Annotated in this window: 15 protein-coding genes; 14 read left to right on the top strand and 1 reads right to left on the bottom strand. The window is 73.9% G+C overall.

Annotation, left to right across the window (positions count from 1 at the left end; all coding sequences use genetic code 11):
- Positions 1–42: 42 nt before the first annotated feature.
- On the bottom strand, positions 43–426 hold the full coding sequence (locus Q7L73_RS06860; protein ID WP_304687397.1) for a hypothetical protein: 384 nt from the start codon (positions 424–426) through the stop codon (positions 43–45).
- Between the two features lie 59 nt (positions 427–485).
- Here Q7L73_RS06860 and recG point away from each other — a divergent pair, with 59 nt between their 5' ends.
- The 14 genes from recG (at position 486) to Q7L73_RS06790 (ending at position 15,149) form a co-directional block, all read left to right on the top strand.
- Complete coding sequence (gene recG / locus Q7L73_RS06855; RefSeq protein WP_304687394.1) at positions 486–2,609, top strand: ATP-dependent DNA helicase RecG; 2,124 nt, start codon at positions 486–488, stop codon at positions 2,607–2,609.
- A 10-nt stretch (positions 2,610–2,619) separates the two neighbouring features.
- Complete coding sequence (rsmD, locus tag Q7L73_RS06850) at positions 2,620–3,165, top strand: 16S rRNA (guanine(966)-N(2))-methyltransferase RsmD (RefSeq protein ID WP_370552359.1); 546 nt, start codon at positions 2,620–2,622, stop codon at positions 3,163–3,165.
- Positions 3,152–3,649, top strand: coding sequence for a pantetheine-phosphate adenylyltransferase (gene coaD, locus Q7L73_RS06845; protein WP_304687392.1), 498 nt, complete (start codon positions 3,152–3,154; stop codon positions 3,647–3,649). The genes rsmD and coaD overlap by 14 nt, the downstream gene beginning before the upstream one ends.
- Before the next feature lie 16 nt (positions 3,650–3,665).
- Positions 3,666–4,130 carry an ATPase gene (locus Q7L73_RS06840; RefSeq protein ID WP_012935166.1) on the top strand — a complete coding sequence of 155 codons (465 nt, stop codon included), beginning with the start codon at positions 3,666–3,668 and terminating at the stop codon, positions 4,128–4,130.
- Positions 4,131–4,201: 71 nt separating this feature from the next.
- Positions 4,202–5,344 carry a DNA recombination protein RmuC gene (locus Q7L73_RS06835; RefSeq protein ID WP_304687385.1) on the top strand — a complete coding sequence of 381 codons (1,143 nt, stop codon included), beginning with the start codon at positions 4,202–4,204 and terminating at the stop codon, positions 5,342–5,344.
- Positions 5,337–6,320 carry a hypothetical protein gene (locus Q7L73_RS06830; RefSeq protein WP_304687383.1) on the top strand — a complete coding sequence of 328 codons (984 nt, stop codon included), beginning with the start codon at positions 5,337–5,339 and terminating at the stop codon, positions 6,318–6,320. The genes Q7L73_RS06835 and Q7L73_RS06830 overlap by 8 nt, the downstream gene beginning before the upstream one ends.
- Before the next feature lie 81 nt (positions 6,321–6,401).
- The gene (locus Q7L73_RS06825) at positions 6,402–7,352 is read left to right on the top strand and encodes a hypothetical protein (RefSeq protein WP_304687382.1); all 951 of its coding nucleotides are present in this window, start codon (positions 6,402–6,404) and stop codon (positions 7,350–7,352) included.
- Between the two features lie 64 nt (positions 7,353–7,416).
- On the top strand, positions 7,417–9,015 hold the full coding sequence (locus Q7L73_RS06820) for an AMP-binding protein (protein ID WP_304687381.1): 1,599 nt from the start codon (positions 7,417–7,419) through the stop codon (positions 9,013–9,015).
- A gap of 22 nt (positions 9,016–9,037) precedes the next feature.
- Positions 9,038–9,553, top strand: coding sequence for a DUF177 domain-containing protein (locus Q7L73_RS06815; RefSeq protein ID WP_304687379.1), 516 nt, complete (start codon positions 9,038–9,040; stop codon positions 9,551–9,553).
- Between the two features lie 98 nt (positions 9,554–9,651).
- Positions 9,652–9,843 (top strand): 50S ribosomal protein L32, encoded by a 192-nt coding sequence (gene rpmF / locus Q7L73_RS06810; protein ID WP_304687377.1) that lies wholly within the window; start codon positions 9,652–9,654, stop codon positions 9,841–9,843.
- A 13-nt stretch (positions 9,844–9,856) separates the two neighbouring features.
- Positions 9,857–10,891, top strand: coding sequence for a phosphate acyltransferase PlsX (gene plsX / locus Q7L73_RS06805; RefSeq protein ID WP_304687376.1), 1,035 nt, complete (start codon positions 9,857–9,859; stop codon positions 10,889–10,891).
- Positions 10,888–11,154 (top strand): acyl carrier protein, encoded by a 267-nt coding sequence (gene acpP, locus Q7L73_RS06800; protein ID WP_304687374.1) that lies wholly within the window; start codon positions 10,888–10,890, stop codon positions 11,152–11,154. The genes plsX and acpP overlap by 4 nt, the downstream gene beginning before the upstream one ends.
- Positions 11,142–11,828 (top strand): ribonuclease III domain-containing protein, encoded by a 687-nt coding sequence (locus Q7L73_RS06795; RefSeq protein WP_310720153.1) that lies wholly within the window; start codon positions 11,142–11,144, stop codon positions 11,826–11,828. Before acpP ends, Q7L73_RS06795 begins: the two co-directional genes overlap by 13 nt.
- A gap of 9 nt (positions 11,829–11,837) precedes the next feature.
- A complete protein-coding gene (locus Q7L73_RS06790) occupies positions 11,838–15,149 on the top strand; it encodes a chromosome segregation SMC family protein (RefSeq protein ID WP_304687371.1) in 3,312 nt (1,103 codons plus the stop codon).
- The last annotated feature ends 8 nt before the right edge of the window (positions 15,150–15,157 follow it).

Genomic DNA, 15,157 nt, shown 5'->3' with positions numbered 1-15,157 from the left:
ACGGCGACGCCGAACCGCTGCCGCGCCGCCGCACGAACCGGCTCAGCGACCTCCGCGCGGCGCCGCGCAGCCGAGCAGGGCGCGCCGCGTCGCCGCCGGCAGGCCGCGCGGCCGCGCGCGACAGGCGCCGGCGCGCGTCTCGAAGCGGCGCAGCTCCTGCCAGCCGCTGCGCGGGTCCTCGCGCACGAGGATCGCGTACGGCAGCTCGGGGCAGCCGCCGCCGGGCAGCAGCCGCAGCGCGCCGAACGGCCCGCGCCGCTGCAGCAGCGCGCCGAAGCAGCTCCAGCGCGGCTGTCTGATCTCGACCGCGATGCGATGCGTCTGCGCCTCGCTCGCCGTCCGCACCGGGCTCGCGCCGGCTGCGGAGGCCGCCGCGGGCGCGAGCGCTGCCGCCGCCAGCGCCGCCGTGAGGATCGCGATCCGCATCGCGCCAGCATGACAGCCGCCGCGACGCCGCCGATCTCGCCATAGTTGTGGACGCCGCCATGACGTCCACCGGGTTGAACCAGTTCGCGAGCGACGAGCCGCTCGACGAGGAGCAGCTGCGCGCCGCGCCGGTGCGGCTGCCGCGCCCGTCGCGGCTCGCGCAGCCGCTCGACGCGCCCGGTCCGAGAGCGGCGAGAGCCCTGGAGACGCTCGGCGTCGAGACGGTCGGGGCGCTGCTGCACCATCTGCCGCGCGCTTCCGGCGAGGCGCGCACGATCGCCGGCCTGGTCGAGGAGGAGACCTCGACGGTGCTGGTCGAGGTCCGCTCGATCACGTCCCGCCCGGTCCGCAGACGCGGCATGCGGCCGATGGTCGAGGCGACCGTCGCCGACCAGACCGGGACGCTCAGAGTCGTCTTCTTCAACCAGCCCTGGCTCGTCGACCGCTACCGCCCGCCGACGCGGCTGATGCTGACCGGCCGGCTCGGCCCGCGCAGCTTCAGAGTCTCCGGCCACGCGCCGACGACGCAGCAGATCGCCGGCGCCGAGCACGTCGTCCAGTACCCGGCCAGCGAGGGGATCGGCTCGGTCCAGCTGCTGGCGCTGGCGCAGGAGCACCGCGACGCGATCTTCGACGTGCCCGAGCCGCTGCCGGCCGCGGTCCGCGTCGAGGACGAGCTGCCGGACGTGCAGGCCGCCCTGACCGCGGTCCACTTCCCGAGCCGTGAGCGCGACGCCGTCGAGGGCCGCCGCCGGCTCGCCTACGACGAGCTGCTGCTGCTCCAGCTCGGCCTGCTGCGGCGTCGCGCCGCGCGCGAGCGGCGCAGCAGAGCGCCGCGGCTCGACGGCCCGCGCGAGCTGAGCGCCCGCTGGCTGGAGAGCGGCCTCCCGTTCGCGCCGACCGACGACCAGACGGCCGCGATGGAGGCGATCGACGGCGACCTCGCGCGCGACCACGCGATGCAGCGGCTGCTGATGGGCGAGGTCGGCTCCGGCAAGACCGTCGTCGCCCTGTTCACGCTGCTGCGCGCGGTCGAGCAGGGCTGGCAGGGCGCGCTGATGGCGCCGACCGAGACGCTCGCCGAGCAGCACTTCGCGACGATCCAGGCGCTGACGGCGAACGAGAACCTGCAGGTCGCGCTGCTGACCGGCTCGACCCCGGCCGCCCGTCGCAGAGACCTGCTCGGCAAGCTGGCCAGCGGCGAGCTGGCGCTGATCGTCGGCACGCATGCGCTGATCGAGGACGCGGTCGTCTTCACGCGGCTCGGCGCCGTCGTCGTCGACGAGCAGCACCGCTTCGGCGTCCGCCAGCGCGCCGCGCTCGACGCGAAGGCGCCGGCGGGTCTGACCCCGCACGTGCTGCACATGACCGCGACGCCGATTCCGCGCACGCTCGCGCTCGTCCAGCACGGCGACCTCGACCACACCGCGCTGCGGCAGCTGCCGCGCGGCCGCCAGCCGATCGAGACGCACCTCGCCAGCGGCGAGAGAGCGCGCGAGCGCGCCTACGAGCGGATCCGCGAGGAGCTGCGCGCCGGCCGCCAGGCGTTCGTCGTCTGCCCGCTGGTGGGGGAGTCGGAGGCGCTGCAGGCGCGCGCCGCGACCGAGGAGTACGAGCGGCTGAAGAGAACCGAGTTCAGGGACTTCCGCGTCGTGCTGATGCACGGGCAGATGAAGCCGAGAGAGAAGCAGGAGGCGATGGCCGACTTCTCCGCCGGCGGCGCCGACGTGCTCGTCGCGACCTCGGTGATCGAGGTCGGGATCGACGTGCCGAACGCGACCGTGATGCTGGTCGAGGACGCCGAGCGCTACGGGATCTCGCAGCTGCACCAGCTGCGCGGGCGGATCGGCCGCGGCCAGCACAAGTCGCTCTGCCTGCTGTTCGGCCCGCGCGACTCGGCGCGGCTGAGAGCGCTCGCGGCCCACTCCGACGGCTTCCGGCTGGCGCAGATCGACCTCGAGCTGCGGCGCGAGGGGGAGATCGTCGGCGTCCGCCAGCACGGCGAGGCCGCCTACCGGATCGCGATCCTGCCCGACGACGCCGACCTGCTGGAGAAGGCCCACTTCCGCGCGGAGACGCTGCTGGCGGACGATCCGGAGCTGGAACGGCCAGAGCACGCGCTGCTGCGCGACGCGCTGGCGCAGGTCTTCGGCCCCGAGGCGATGGCGCCGATCGCGGCATGAGCGGCCTCGTCTGATGCGGATCGTCGCCGGCCTCTACCGCGGTCGCCGGATCGCCGCCCCGGCGGGCGACGCGACCCGCCCGACGAGCGATCGCGTGCGCGAGTCGCTCTTCTCGATCCTCGGTCCGCTCGACGGCGCGCGCGTGCTCGACCTCTTCGCCGGCAGCGGCGCGCTCGGGCTGGAGGCGCTCTCGCGCGGGGCCGAGCACGTCACGTTCGTCGACTCCGCGACCCCCGCGATCAAAGCGGTGACGGCGAATCTGGCCGCTCTCGGGGTGCCGGCGGAGCGGGTGACGGTGCGGCGCCAGGATGCCCGCGCGTTCACGCGTGGAGCAGATGTCGGCGGTCGTCAATACGATCTCGTGCTTCTCGACCCTCCATACCGACTCGCGCCCGAGCTGGGACGCGAGCTCTCGCCGGCGCTCGCGGAGCTGATCGCCGCGGACGGCAGGATCGTGTGCGAGAGCGACCGTCGCGCGCCGCTCGGGCTCGACCTGCCCATGACCGACGAACGCCGATACGGCGACACACTCATCCGCATCCATGAACTCGACTAAGCGAATCGCCGTCTGCCCAGGGTCCTACGACCCGGTCACGAACGGCCACCTGGACGTCATATCGCGTGCCTCGCGGATCTTCGACGAGGTCGTCGTGAGCGTCGTCAATCTGCCGATCCGCAAGGGCAGAACGCTCTTCGTCGCGGAAGAGCGGATCAGTTTCATCGAACGCGCGACCGAGCATCTCGGGAACGTGCGCGCCGAGGCCTTCAGCAACCTGGTCGTCGACTTCGCCAGAAGTCTTGGCGCGACGGCGATCGTCAAGGGACTGCGGGCGATCTCGGACTTCGAGTACGAGCTGGAGATGCATCAGCTCAACCGCCGGCAGGCGCCGGAGATCGAGTCCGTGTATCTGATGGCGTCGTCGCAGTACAGTTTCTTGAGTTCCTCCGGCGTCAAGGAGCTGGCGACGTTCGGCGGGAACATCTCAGATCTCGTCCCCGACTACGTGGCCACGCGCTTGCAGGAAGAACTCGGCCGTTGACGAAACAGAGGTTCCGATGGATGTCCTGGTTCTGATCGACAAGCTGGACGACCTCGTCCACAACGCGAAGCCGGTCCCGCTGACCGATCAGGTCCGCGTGGACAAAGAGGAGATCTACGACCTCCTCGACCAGATGCGCGCCACGATCCCCGAGGAGATCAAGCAGGCTCGCTGGATCGTCAAGGAGCGTCAGGAGATGCTCGCGGAGGCGAAGCGCGAGGCCGAGCGGATCCTCAGAGAGGCGCGTGAGCGCCAGGATCGCCTGATCTCCGACGAGGAGGTCACCAAGCAGGCCGAACGCGGGGCCGAGGACATCATCGAGGACGCCCGCGCCCGCGAGCGCGAGATCCGCCTCGGCGCCGAGGACTACGCCGACGAGATCCTCAACACGCTCGAGGTCAACCTGTCGAAGTTCATCGCGGCCGTCCAGCGCGGTCGCGAGCGCCTGCAGGGCAAGGACGAGCCGGCCGAAGTCGGGTAGACGGCCGGGCAGGCGGAGCGCCCTGCAACGGACGTTGCATTCCGTCCGTCGCGCGCGCGACGCTCACCTGCATGTCGGCTCTCTGGCTTCTGACCGGTCTCCTGCTCGGCGGCGGCGCCGTGCTGCTGGCGCTGCGCTCGCGCGCCGCGACCGAGCGCCGCGCCCGCGGGATGGAGGAGCTGGTCGCGCCGATCGGCGCCTCGCTGCGGCGGGTCGACGAGCAGCTCGCCGCGCTCGACCGCGACCGCGCCGTGCAGCGCGGCGCGCTGGAGCAGCAGCTGCGCGAGCTGGTCTCCTCGCAGGAGCGCCTGCGCGGCGAGACGGCCGGTCTCAGCGCCGCCCTGCGCCAGCCGCAGACGCGCGGCCGCTGGGGCGAGCTGCAGTTGAAGCGGGTCGTCGAGCTGGCCGGGATGGTCGATCGCTGCGACTTCAGCGAGCAGCAGTCGCTGCGCGGTGACGACGGCGTCCTGCGACCCGACCTGGTCGTCCAGCTGCCCGGCGGCAAGCAGGTCGTGGTCGACGCGAAGGCGCCGCTGCACGCCTTCCTCGACGCGCACGAGGCGCGCGACGAGACGACGCGCACGGCGGCGCTCTCCCAGCACGCGCGGCTGCTGCGCGAGCATGTCCGCAGGCTCGGCGCGAAGGCCTACTGGTCGCAGTTCGCCACCGCGCCCGAGTTCGTCGTGCTGTTCCTGCCCGGCGAGCACTTCCACTCGGCTGCGCTGGAGGCCGACCCGGCGCTGCTGGAGGAGGGCGTCCGCGACGGCGTGCTGATCGCGACGCCGACGACGCTGATCGCGCTGCTGCGCGCGGTCGCCTACGGCTGGCAGCAGGAGACGGTCGCCCAGTCGGCGCGCGAGATCGCGACGCTGGGGCGGGACCTGCACCGCCGCCTCGGCACCTTCGCCGCCCATCTCGACAAGGTCGGCGCACGGCTGCGCGGCGCGGTCGGCGCCTACAACGAGGCGGTCGGCTCGTTCGACAGCCGCGTGCTGCCGAGCGCCCGCCGCTTCGCCGACCACGGCGTCGTCGACCCGGCCAGCGCGCTCGCGCCGCTGACGCCGATCGACCTGACCGCGCGCGAGCTGCACGCCCCCGAGCTGCGCGACGCCGCGCGACACGCGCCGGACCCGCGCGAGAGCGCGCGACACGCGCCGGACCCGCGCGACGCCGGGCGACACGCCCCCGAGCTGCGCGAGGCGGCCGATGGCTGACCTGTTCGGGCGCGGGCGCCGCCGCCGGCGCAAGGCGCAGGTCTCCTCCTGGCACCAGGCCGGCGCCGCGGTGCCGTTGGAGAACCTCGCGGCCGCGAACGAGCTGGCGCAGGAGGCGGCTTCGCCGTTCGGCTACAAGCGCTCCGCGGGCGACCTGCTGGCGCGCTTCGGCGGCGACACGCCTGACGGCCGCCGCCGCGCGACCGCCGCGCTCGCGCTCGCCGGCGTCCTGGTCGATCCACCGCTGACCGAGGCGACGGCGAACCAGCTCGTGCGGCTGCGCCACAGCGAGGTCGACCCGGCGGCGATGCAGCCGCTCGCCGAGCCGCTGACGCCGCCCGCGCAAACGCCGACGCCGACGCCGCCCGCGCCCGACGCCCCCGCGGACGTGATGCCGCGCAGGCCGTCGTGGGCGATGAGGGTCGCCTCCAGACACGCGACGAGCGGTCCGGTCGACAGCGAGAGCAGATTCCGCGCGGGTGCGCTCGGCCTGCTCGCGCTCGTCGTCCTGATCGTCGCCGTCGTGCTGCTGCGCGGCGCGATCGGCTCGCCCGGCGGCGGCGACCGCGGCGGCGATCTCGCCCCACCCGCGACCGCGACGACCACCACGACGACCACCGCGCAGACGCCGCCGGCCACCACGCCCGCGCCGGAGCAGCGCCGCGACACGCTCCGCTACGAGACGCGCCCCAGCAGAAGAGCCCGTCTCCGCCGCGTCCGCCTGCGGATCGTCCCGCGCGAGCCGTCCTACCTCTGCGTCGCCGATGGCGCCGGCAGAACGCTGTGGGAGGGGATGCGGACCGGTCCCTACGAGGTCAGCCGTCGCAGGCTGAGACTGCGCGTCGGCGTCGCGACGATGCGGATCAGCGTCGATGGCAGACCGCTCACCGTCCGCAGCGCTCCCAGCGCCTACCTGCTGACGCCGCGCGGCGTCAGCGGCCTGCCGGCCGACAGACCGGTTTGCGGAGCGGGTTGACCGGCTGACGCCGCGGCGCCCGCGCCGGCGGCCTGCCGGCGTCGAGCCGGCGCGCCGCACCCACTAGGGTTCGCCGCGCAGATGAGCAGACTCGGCTCCGTCATCACCGACGCGGGCGGCACCCGCGCCCCCAGAGATCGCGCCGCGCAGCTGCGCGCGGAGATCGTCGACGCCTTCGGTGACGGCGCCCACGAGCTGACGCTCGCCCGCTCCGGCTACCCGCCGGCGGCACCGGTCCCGGTCGCGATCGCGGCCGAGAAGACGCGCCTGCTCGCGATCGCGCCGGTCGCGCCGGAGCTGCGCGCCGACCCCGATGCCGTGCCCGAGCGCGCGTGGGTGCTGACGGCGGCGCTCGTCGGCGCGCTGGTCGAGGCGGCGGAGGCGATGGCGCCGGCCGACGGCCGCGACCTCGCGCTCAGCGTCGGCAGCTGGGAGGGCTGGCTCGCGTTCGCCTTCCCGCTGACCGGCGGCGACCTCTACGAGCACGTCGAGTTCGCGCTGGAGTTCTTCCCCGACCACCTCGACGGGGTCGACCGCCTGAGAGCGGCCGCCTACGGTCTACCGGCCTCCGCGCTCGCCGACGTCGAGGATCTGCGCCCGCCGATCGGCGAGCTGCACCCGCTGCGGATCGCGGAGGCGGTCGCGCGCTTCGGCGGCCGGCCGGCCGACGCCGCCTCGGTGCGCGAGCGCGAGGAGGACGTGATCGCGATCCTCGACCCGACCTTCGACGTCGCCCGCCCGCACGACGACGCCGACCGCGGCCGCCGCGTCGCCCGGCGGATCCTCCAGCGGCTGATGGGGATGGGCAAGTGGGGCGGCTACCACACCGAGATCAGCCACCTCGCACGCGGCTTCGCCGGCCACGACCGGGCGCTCGCGCTGGCGATCGGCGAGCGGCTGCTGGAGGCCGGCCTGCTGCAGGAGAAGCCGAGCGTCGGCCAGCGCCACGTCTACCTCAACCCCCGTCGCGCGGCCGAGATCCACGGCCTGGTCGAGCGCGGCGAGACGCCCAAGGGCCTCGACCTCCCGTAGCGAAGATGACGCACCCGTCACAAACTGACACGCGACCTGCGCCGTTCGTGGTTGGATACGTCTCGTGTTGAGAGAGATCCCGCATCAGGCGTTCATCGCCAAGACACTGTTCAGCTCCGGTCTGCTCGGCCCGACGCGGCCCGACAGGCTCGCAAAGGTCGGCATCGCGCTCAAGCGCTGGGGGACGACCTCCGCCGGCGCCTTCGCCGTCGCGGCGGCGCGCACGCCCGACCAGCCGGCGATCGTCGACGAGCTCGGGACGCTCAGCTACGGCGAGGTGCACCGCCGCGCCAACGCGCTCGCCAGCTCCTTCCAGGCGCGCGGCCTGCGGCCCGGCGACTCGATCGCCGTCATGTGCCGCAACCACCGCGGCTTCATCGACGCCTCGGTCGCGACCGCGCGGCTGGGCGCGAACGTGATCTACCTCAACACCGCGTTCGCCGCGCCGCAGCTGGCCGAGGTCGTCGAGCGCGAGCAGGCGGCGGCGATCGTGTACGACGAGGAGTTCGCCAACCTCGTCGAGCGGGTCCGCGCCGGCCGCCAGAGCTTCATCGCCTGGCACGACGGCGAGTCGGTCAACGGCGACCCGCTGCTGGAGGACCTGATCGCCGAGGGCGACGCCAGAGGCGTCGCGACGCCGCCCGCGCCGGGCCGCGTGATCATCCTCACGTCCGGCACGACCGGCGCGCCGAAGGGCGCCAAGCGCAGCGCCGCAGGCCTCGGCGCCGCCGCCGCGCTGCTGTCGAAGATGCCGCTGAGAGCGCGCGAGACGACGATGGTCGCGGCGCCGATCTTCCACACCTGGGGCCTGGCGCACCTCACGCTCGGCGTCCCGCTCGCGTCGACCGTCGTGCTGAGGCGGCGGTTCGACCCGGAGGGCACGCTGCGGGCGATCGCGCGCCACAGAGCGACCGCGCTGGCGGTCGTGCCGGTGATGCTGCAGCGGCTCCTCGAGCTGCCCGACGACGTCTTCGCCAAGTACGACACCTCGTCGCTGCGCGTGATCGCCGCCTCCGGCTCGGCCCTGCCCGGCCCGCTCGCGACGCGCGTGATGGACCGCTTCGGCGACGTGCTCTACAACACCTACGGTTCGACCGAGGTCGCGTGGGCGACGATCGCGACGCCGGAGGACATGCGCGCCGCGCCCGGCACGGCCGGCCGCCCGCCGCACGGCACGCGCATCCGCCTGATCGACGAGCAGGGGCGCGACGTCCCGACCGGCGAGACCGGCCGCATCTTCGTCGGCAACGAGCTGCCGTTCGAGGGCTACACCGGCGGCGGCGGCAAGGAGATCGTCGACGGCCTGATGTCCTCCGGCGACGTCGGCCACTTCGACGCGGCCGGGCGCCTGTTCGTCGACGGCCGCGACGACGACATGATCATAAGCGGCGGCGAGAACCTCTTCCCGTCGGAGGTCGAGGACCTGCTCGCCGGCCACGCGAAGGTTCGTGAGGTCGCCGTCGTCGGCGTCAGCGACGAAGAGTGGGGCCAGCGGCTGAAGGCGGTCGTCGCGCTGAAGGCCGACTGCGAGTGCACGGTCGAGGAGCTGCAGGCGTACGTGAGAGCGAACCTCGCCGGCTTCAAGGTCCCGCGCGAGGTCGTCTTCGTCGACGAGCTGCCCCGCAACGCGACCGGGAAAGTGCTCAAGCGGGAGCTCCGCTGAGGTCGTCGCTAACGTAGGAGGCATGTCCACTGCTGCCTCCTTCGACCTCGCCGCGCTGCGCCTGACCTCCGGCGAGGGTCGTTCGATCGATCTCGAGGTGCCGGTCGGCGAGTTCGACCTCAGCGGCCAGACGTATGCGGTGCAGCCGCCGACGATCCCGGTCAAGCTCGACGTCTCGCGCACGACCGGCAGCGGCTGGGCGCTGCGGCTGCGCTTCCGGGCCGCGCTCGTCGGCCCCTGCATGCGCTGCCTGGAGGCCTCCTCGACGGCGTTCAAGGTCGACGCTCGCGAGGTCGACCAGCCGGGCACCAAGGAGGACGAGCTGGACAGCCCCTACGTCGACGCCGACGAGGTCGTCGACGTCGCCCAGTGGACCAACGACGCGCTCGCGCTGACGCTGCCCGCGCAGCTCGTCTGCAGACGCGACTGCGCCGGCCTCTGCGCCGAGTGCGGCGAGAATCTCAACCTCGACCCGGAGCACGCCCACGAGCGCGAGCCTGACCCGCGTTGGGCGAAGCTGCGGGAGCTGGAGCTGTAAGATCTCCCGGCGCGCGCTGTCCAGGCGCGTCGCGCACGCTCGCCCGCGGCCAGCGTCAGCGCGCCACGCCCCCGACAACTGGTACATTCTCCCGCTCTATGGCCGTCCCGAAGCAGAAGCAATCCCACGCGCGCACGAACAAGCGCCGCTCCCAGCACAAGATCACGGCGCCGTCGACGCAGGCGTGCCCGCAGTGTCACAGCCCCCGGCGGCCGCATCGCGTCTGCCCGGTCTGCGGCACGTACGCCGGTCGCGAGGTCGTCACGGCCTCCGGCGACAGCGACGTCTGATCTTCCCGCGGCCGTGAAGCCGATCACGGTTGCCGTTGACGCGAACGGTGCCGACCTCGGTCCTGCCGAGGTCGCAGCCGGCGCTGCCATGGCGGCAGAGCGCGGCACACGCGTGCTGCTGTTCGGCCCCGCCGCCGAGATCGGTCCCGTGCCCGCGGGCGTCGAGGTCGTCGACGCCCCGCGCTCGATCGCCAAGGCGCCTGACCCGGCGCTGGCGGTGCGCGGCACCCCCGACGCCTCGATCGTGCTCGCGACCAAGGCCGTGGCCGACGGCCGCGCCGACGCGCTCGTCTCGGGCGGCTCGACCGGCGCCGCATTGGCCGCCGGCCTCTTCAACATCCGCCGCGCCCGCGGCATCTACCGGCCGGCGCTCGCGCTGCCGATGCCGGTCCCGGGCGCGCCCGTGCTGCTGCTCGACGTCGGCGCCTCGGTCGAGGTGCGGCCCGAGCACCTCGTCCAGTTCGCCTTCATGGGCGCGGCCTTCGCCCAGTCGGTGATGGGCGTCGAGGCGCCGCGGATCGGCCTGCTCTCCAACGGCGAGGAGCCCGGCAAGGGCACCCCCGACGTGACCGCCGCCCACGCCCGCCTGGTCGAGACCGGCGGCCGCATCAACTTCATCGGCAACGTCGAGGGGACGCAGGTCGTCGACGGCGTCGCCGACGTCGTCGTGATGGACGGCTTCACCGGCAACGTCACGCTGAAGCTGATCGAGGGCGTCTCCAGCAAGCTGATGCGCTCGATCAGAGAGACCGCGATGCAGACGCCGCGCGGCCGCCTCGGCGGGCTGCTGCTGCGCAAGCCGCTGCGCTCCCTGCGCGAGACGCTCGACCCCGAGCTTGCCGGCGGCGCCTACATGCTCGGCCTCCGCCGCACCGGCGTCGTCGCCCACGGCCGCTTCACGCGAACCGGCTTCGCGCGCGCGATCGAGGTCGCCGAGCGGGCCGTGCGCGAGGACGTCACCGCGCGCACGCTGACGGCGCTCGACGCCGCCGGCGCCCTCCGCCAGGCCCCTTCGTCCGACGCCCCGGCTAGCGTCCAGTCGACATGACTCGCGAGGAGATTCTCACCCTGATCCGCAACCACCTGGCCGACGAGCTGGCGATCGAGCCTGCCCGCGTCCAGGCGGAGACCCGCTTCCGCGAGGACCTCGAGGCCGACTCGCTCGACCTCTACACGCTCGTGCAGGAGCTCGAGGACACGTACGGCGTGCAGATGTCCGACGAGCAGGCGGCAGGGATCCTCACGGTCGGCCAGGCGGTCGACTTCGTGCTCTCCTCCGGAGTCGCCGCGGACCGCGGATCCGGGGCCTGACGCTGCGCCAGCTCGCCGAACTGCTCGACGCGCTGCCGGACGACCTCGCTCGCCAGGTCTTCACGCACTCGTCGTGGACCGATCGGCGCGCCGACTCCTACGAGCGGCTCGCCTTCCTCGGCGACAGCGTGCTCGGCCTCGCCGTCACGACCCACCTCTACCCGCGCCTGGAGGCCGACAGGTACGGCGCCGGCCGGCTGACGAAGATCCGCGCCCAGGCGGTCTCGGGCAGATCGTGCCAGCAGGTCGCGGAGCGGCTCGGCGTGCCCGAGCGGCTGCGTGCCGCCGCGCCGCAGGGCGTCGGCCAGAACGCCGACGCGCTCGTGCGCACCGAGCGCGTGCTGGCGTCGGTGATCGAGGCCGTGATCGGCGCCGTCTATCTCGCCAACGGCTACGAGAGCACCGCGGCCGCGGTCGTCGAGGCGTTCGAGCCGGAGATCGAGCAGGCGCTGGAGCACCCGGTCGACTTCAAGTCGGCGCTGCAGGAGAGACTGGCGCGCAGGGGAGACGTCGTCGCCTACGCCGTCTCCGCCGAGGAGGGTCCGCCGCACGACCGCGTCTTCGAGGTGATCGCCGAGGTCGCCGGCAGAAGAGTCGGGAGCGGCCGCGGGCGCTCGAAGAAGGACGCCGAGCAGGAAGCGGCGCGCGCGGCCTTGGGCGCGATGGGAGCATAGGCAGCGACGATGCACCTGAAATCGCTCACGCTGAAGGGCTTCAAGTCGTTTCCGGATCGGACCAGGCTTGCGTTCGGCCCGGGCGTCAGCGTGGTCGTCGGGCCCAACGGCTCGGGCAAGTCGAACGTCACCGACGCCGTCCTGTGGGCGATGGGCGAGCAGTCGCCGCTGGCGATCCGCGGCCAGTCGATGCAGGACGTCATCTTCGGCGGCGGCCACGGCCGCAAGGCGAGCCAGAGCGCCGAGGTCGAGCTGGTGCTGGACAACTCCGACGGCACGCTGGAGATGGAGTTCGCGGAGGTCTCGATCCTGCGCAGACTCGACCGCAGCGGCGACGGCGAGTACCGCCTCAACGGCGCCCGCTGCCGCCTCGCCGACGTGCTCGAGGTGCTGTCCGACACCGGTCTGGGCAAGGAGTCGCACTCGGTCATCTCGCAGGGGCGCGTCGAGGCGATCGTCACCTCCAAGCCGAAGGACCGGCGGCTGCTGATCGAGGAGGCGGCCGGCCTCGGCAAGCACCGCAAGCGCCGCCGCCGCGCCCAGCTGAAGCTCGCCAGGACTCAGGACAACCTGGACCGCGCCCTTGACGTCGAGCGCGAGGCGCGCTCGCGGCTGCGGCCGCTGAAGAGACAGGCCGAGGCGGCCGAGCTGCACGAGCGGATCGAGCGCCAGTCGCTGGAGGCGCGCTGGGAGCTGGGCCGCGACGCGGTCCGCGCCTCGCGCGTCGAGCTGGCGCAGGCGGAGGAGGCGGTCCGCTCCGCGCGTGCCCGGCGCGACGAGGCCGAGCAGGCGCTCGGCGGCGTCGCGAAGCGGCGGGAGGAGGCCGAGCAGGCGCTGCAGGCGCGCTCGGAGCAGCGCGAGGAGCTGTCGGGCCGGGCGTTTCGCGCGCGCGGCGCGAACGAGCGCGTCGGCCTGCGGCTGGAGGCGATCCGCGGGACGGCGCAGTCGCTGAACGAGCGGATCCTCCGTCACGAGGCCGAGCTGGTCGCGCTGCGCGAGCAGGCGGCGGCTGACGTCGTCGATCCCGAGGTCGAGGCGCGCGTCGCGGAGCTGAGAGACGAGCTGGTGCGGCTGGAGCGCGACCGCAGAGCCGAGCTGGAGCGCGAGCTGGCCGAGCTGGAGACGAGACGCGCCGGCGCCCACGCGGAGGTCGAGCGGCTGCAGGCGGTCGTCGCCGAGCGCAGAGCGGAGCTGGTCGCGGCCGAGCAGAGAGCCGAGTCCGCCCGCGCCGCCCGCCGCGAGGCTGAGAAGGTCGTCGAGACCGCCCGCCGCGAGGCCGCCAGAGTCGGCGGCGAGCTGGCGGCGGCGAACCAGTTCCTGCGCTCGCAGGCCGGCGCCCCCGGCGGCGCCCCCGCGCTGGCGGACAAGCTGCAGGTCGACGGCGGCTTCGAGCTGGCGCTCGCCGCCGCGCTCGACGGCCGCCTCCGCGCCGCCGTCGTCGCCAACCGCGAGGCCGGCATCGCACTGCTCGCGAGAGCCGGCCGCGATGGTGGCTCGGCACTCGTCGCGCGGCCCGCGGCCGCCGCGCCCGCGGATGCCGACGCCGCCGCCCCACCCGCAGCCGCCACCCCCACGGGTGATGAACCCGATTCCGGCGCTAAGTCGCCTCCCTGCGACGGCGCCGAGCGCCTCCTCGACCACGTCCGCGGCCCCGCCGAGACGCTCGCGATCGCCGCGCCGCTGCTGCGCGACACCTGGGTCGTCGACGACGTCACCGCCGTCCCCGAGACCTTCAGCGGCATCGCCGTCACCGCCGACGGCCGCGTCTGGAACGGCGCCCTGCGCGTGCTGCGCAAGGTCCCGGCCGGCGGCGAGGAGCGCGTGCTGGCCGAGCGCAACCGCCGCGACGCGCTGATCGTCAAGAGCGAGGAGGCGGCGCGCGCCGAGCAGGCCGCGCTGCAGCAGGTCGAGGCCGCCTCGGCCGGCATCGGCGCGGTCGACGCCGCTCGCGACGCGGCCGACCGGGTCCAGCGCGAGGCCGTCCGCGCGCTCGACGAGGCGGTCGAGTCCGAGCACCGCGCGCGGCTGCTGATCGAGCAGCGCCGCAGAGCCGAGGATGCCGGTCCGGGCGCGATCCGCAGAGCCCAGATCGAGGCCGAGCTGACGGCCGAGCGGCGGCTCGCCGAGCGGGCCGAGCGCGAGCGCGCAGAGCGCGACCGCCGCATCGCCCAGGCCGAGGCGCGGCTGGCCGCCGAGCAGCAGCTCGTCCCGCACGCCGAGCGGCTGGTCGAGACGTTCGCCGAGCTGGCGAGCGCGATCGCCGCCCGCGTCGAGGTCTTCGACGCCGAGCTGGCCGCCCACCGCAGCGCCGGCGAGCACGTCGCCGTCGAGCTGCGCGCCTGCGCCCGCGAGGAGGCGGAGCTGCAGGGCCGGCTGAAGCGCGACGGCGAGGCCGTCACCGCCGCCGAGGTGCGCGCCCAGCAGGCGCGCGACCGCTCGACCGAGGTCGAGGGCGAGCTGCGCGCGCTCGCCGAGCGGCTCGGCCTCGAACCCGAGCCGGCGAGCGAGCCGCTGCCCGACGAGGAGCGCGCCGCGCTGGCGCAGCGGATCCAGAGACTGGCGAAGCGGCGCGAGCAGCTCGGCCCGGTCAACCCGCTCGCGAAGGACGAGTACGAGGAGGCGCTCGCCCACGTCGAGGAGCTGGAGCGCCAGCGCAACGACCTCGAAGCGGCGCTGCGCGAGCTGAGCACGCTGATCAGAGACACCGACCGGCAGATCCGCGAGACCTTCGAGGAGACCTTCGAGGCTGCCGCGAGAAACTTCGAGGAGCTGGCGCAGCAGGTCTTCCCGGGCGGCCGCGGCAGACTGCGGCTGGTGCGCGAGGACGCCGGCCCGCGGCCGGTGATCGGCGGCCAGAACGCCGACGCGAGCGAGGCGGAAGCCGCCGCCGAAGCGGCCGAGGTCGACTCCGACGACGCCGACGAGCGCGACGGCGAGGAGGACCTGCTCGGCGTCGAGATCGAGATCACGCCCGCCGGCAAGTCGATGAAGCGGCTGACGCTGCTGTCGGGCGGCGAGAAGTCGATGACCGCGCTCGCCTTCCTGTTCTCGGTCTTCCTCGCGAAGCCGTGCCCGTTCTACATCCTCGACGAGGTCGAGGCGGCGCTCGACGACCTCAACATCGACCGCTTCCTGAGACTGCTGCGCAGCTACCGCGACCGCGCGCAGTTCATCGTCGTCACGCATCAGAAGCGGACGATGGAGGCGGCCGACAGCCTCTACGGCGTCTCGATGGGCGGCGACGGGATATCGAAGGTGATCTCGCGCAGACTCCCGCCCGAGCAGGCGGCCGAGGCCGAGACCGCCGGCTCGGCCGCCTGAGCGGCCGC

Source organism: Conexibacter sp. CPCC 205762, from assembly GCF_030646155.1.
GTDB lineage: Bacteria > Actinomycetota > Thermoleophilia > Solirubrobacterales > Solirubrobacteraceae > Conexibacter.
This window is presented reverse-complemented; position numbering and strand designations above follow the sequence as displayed.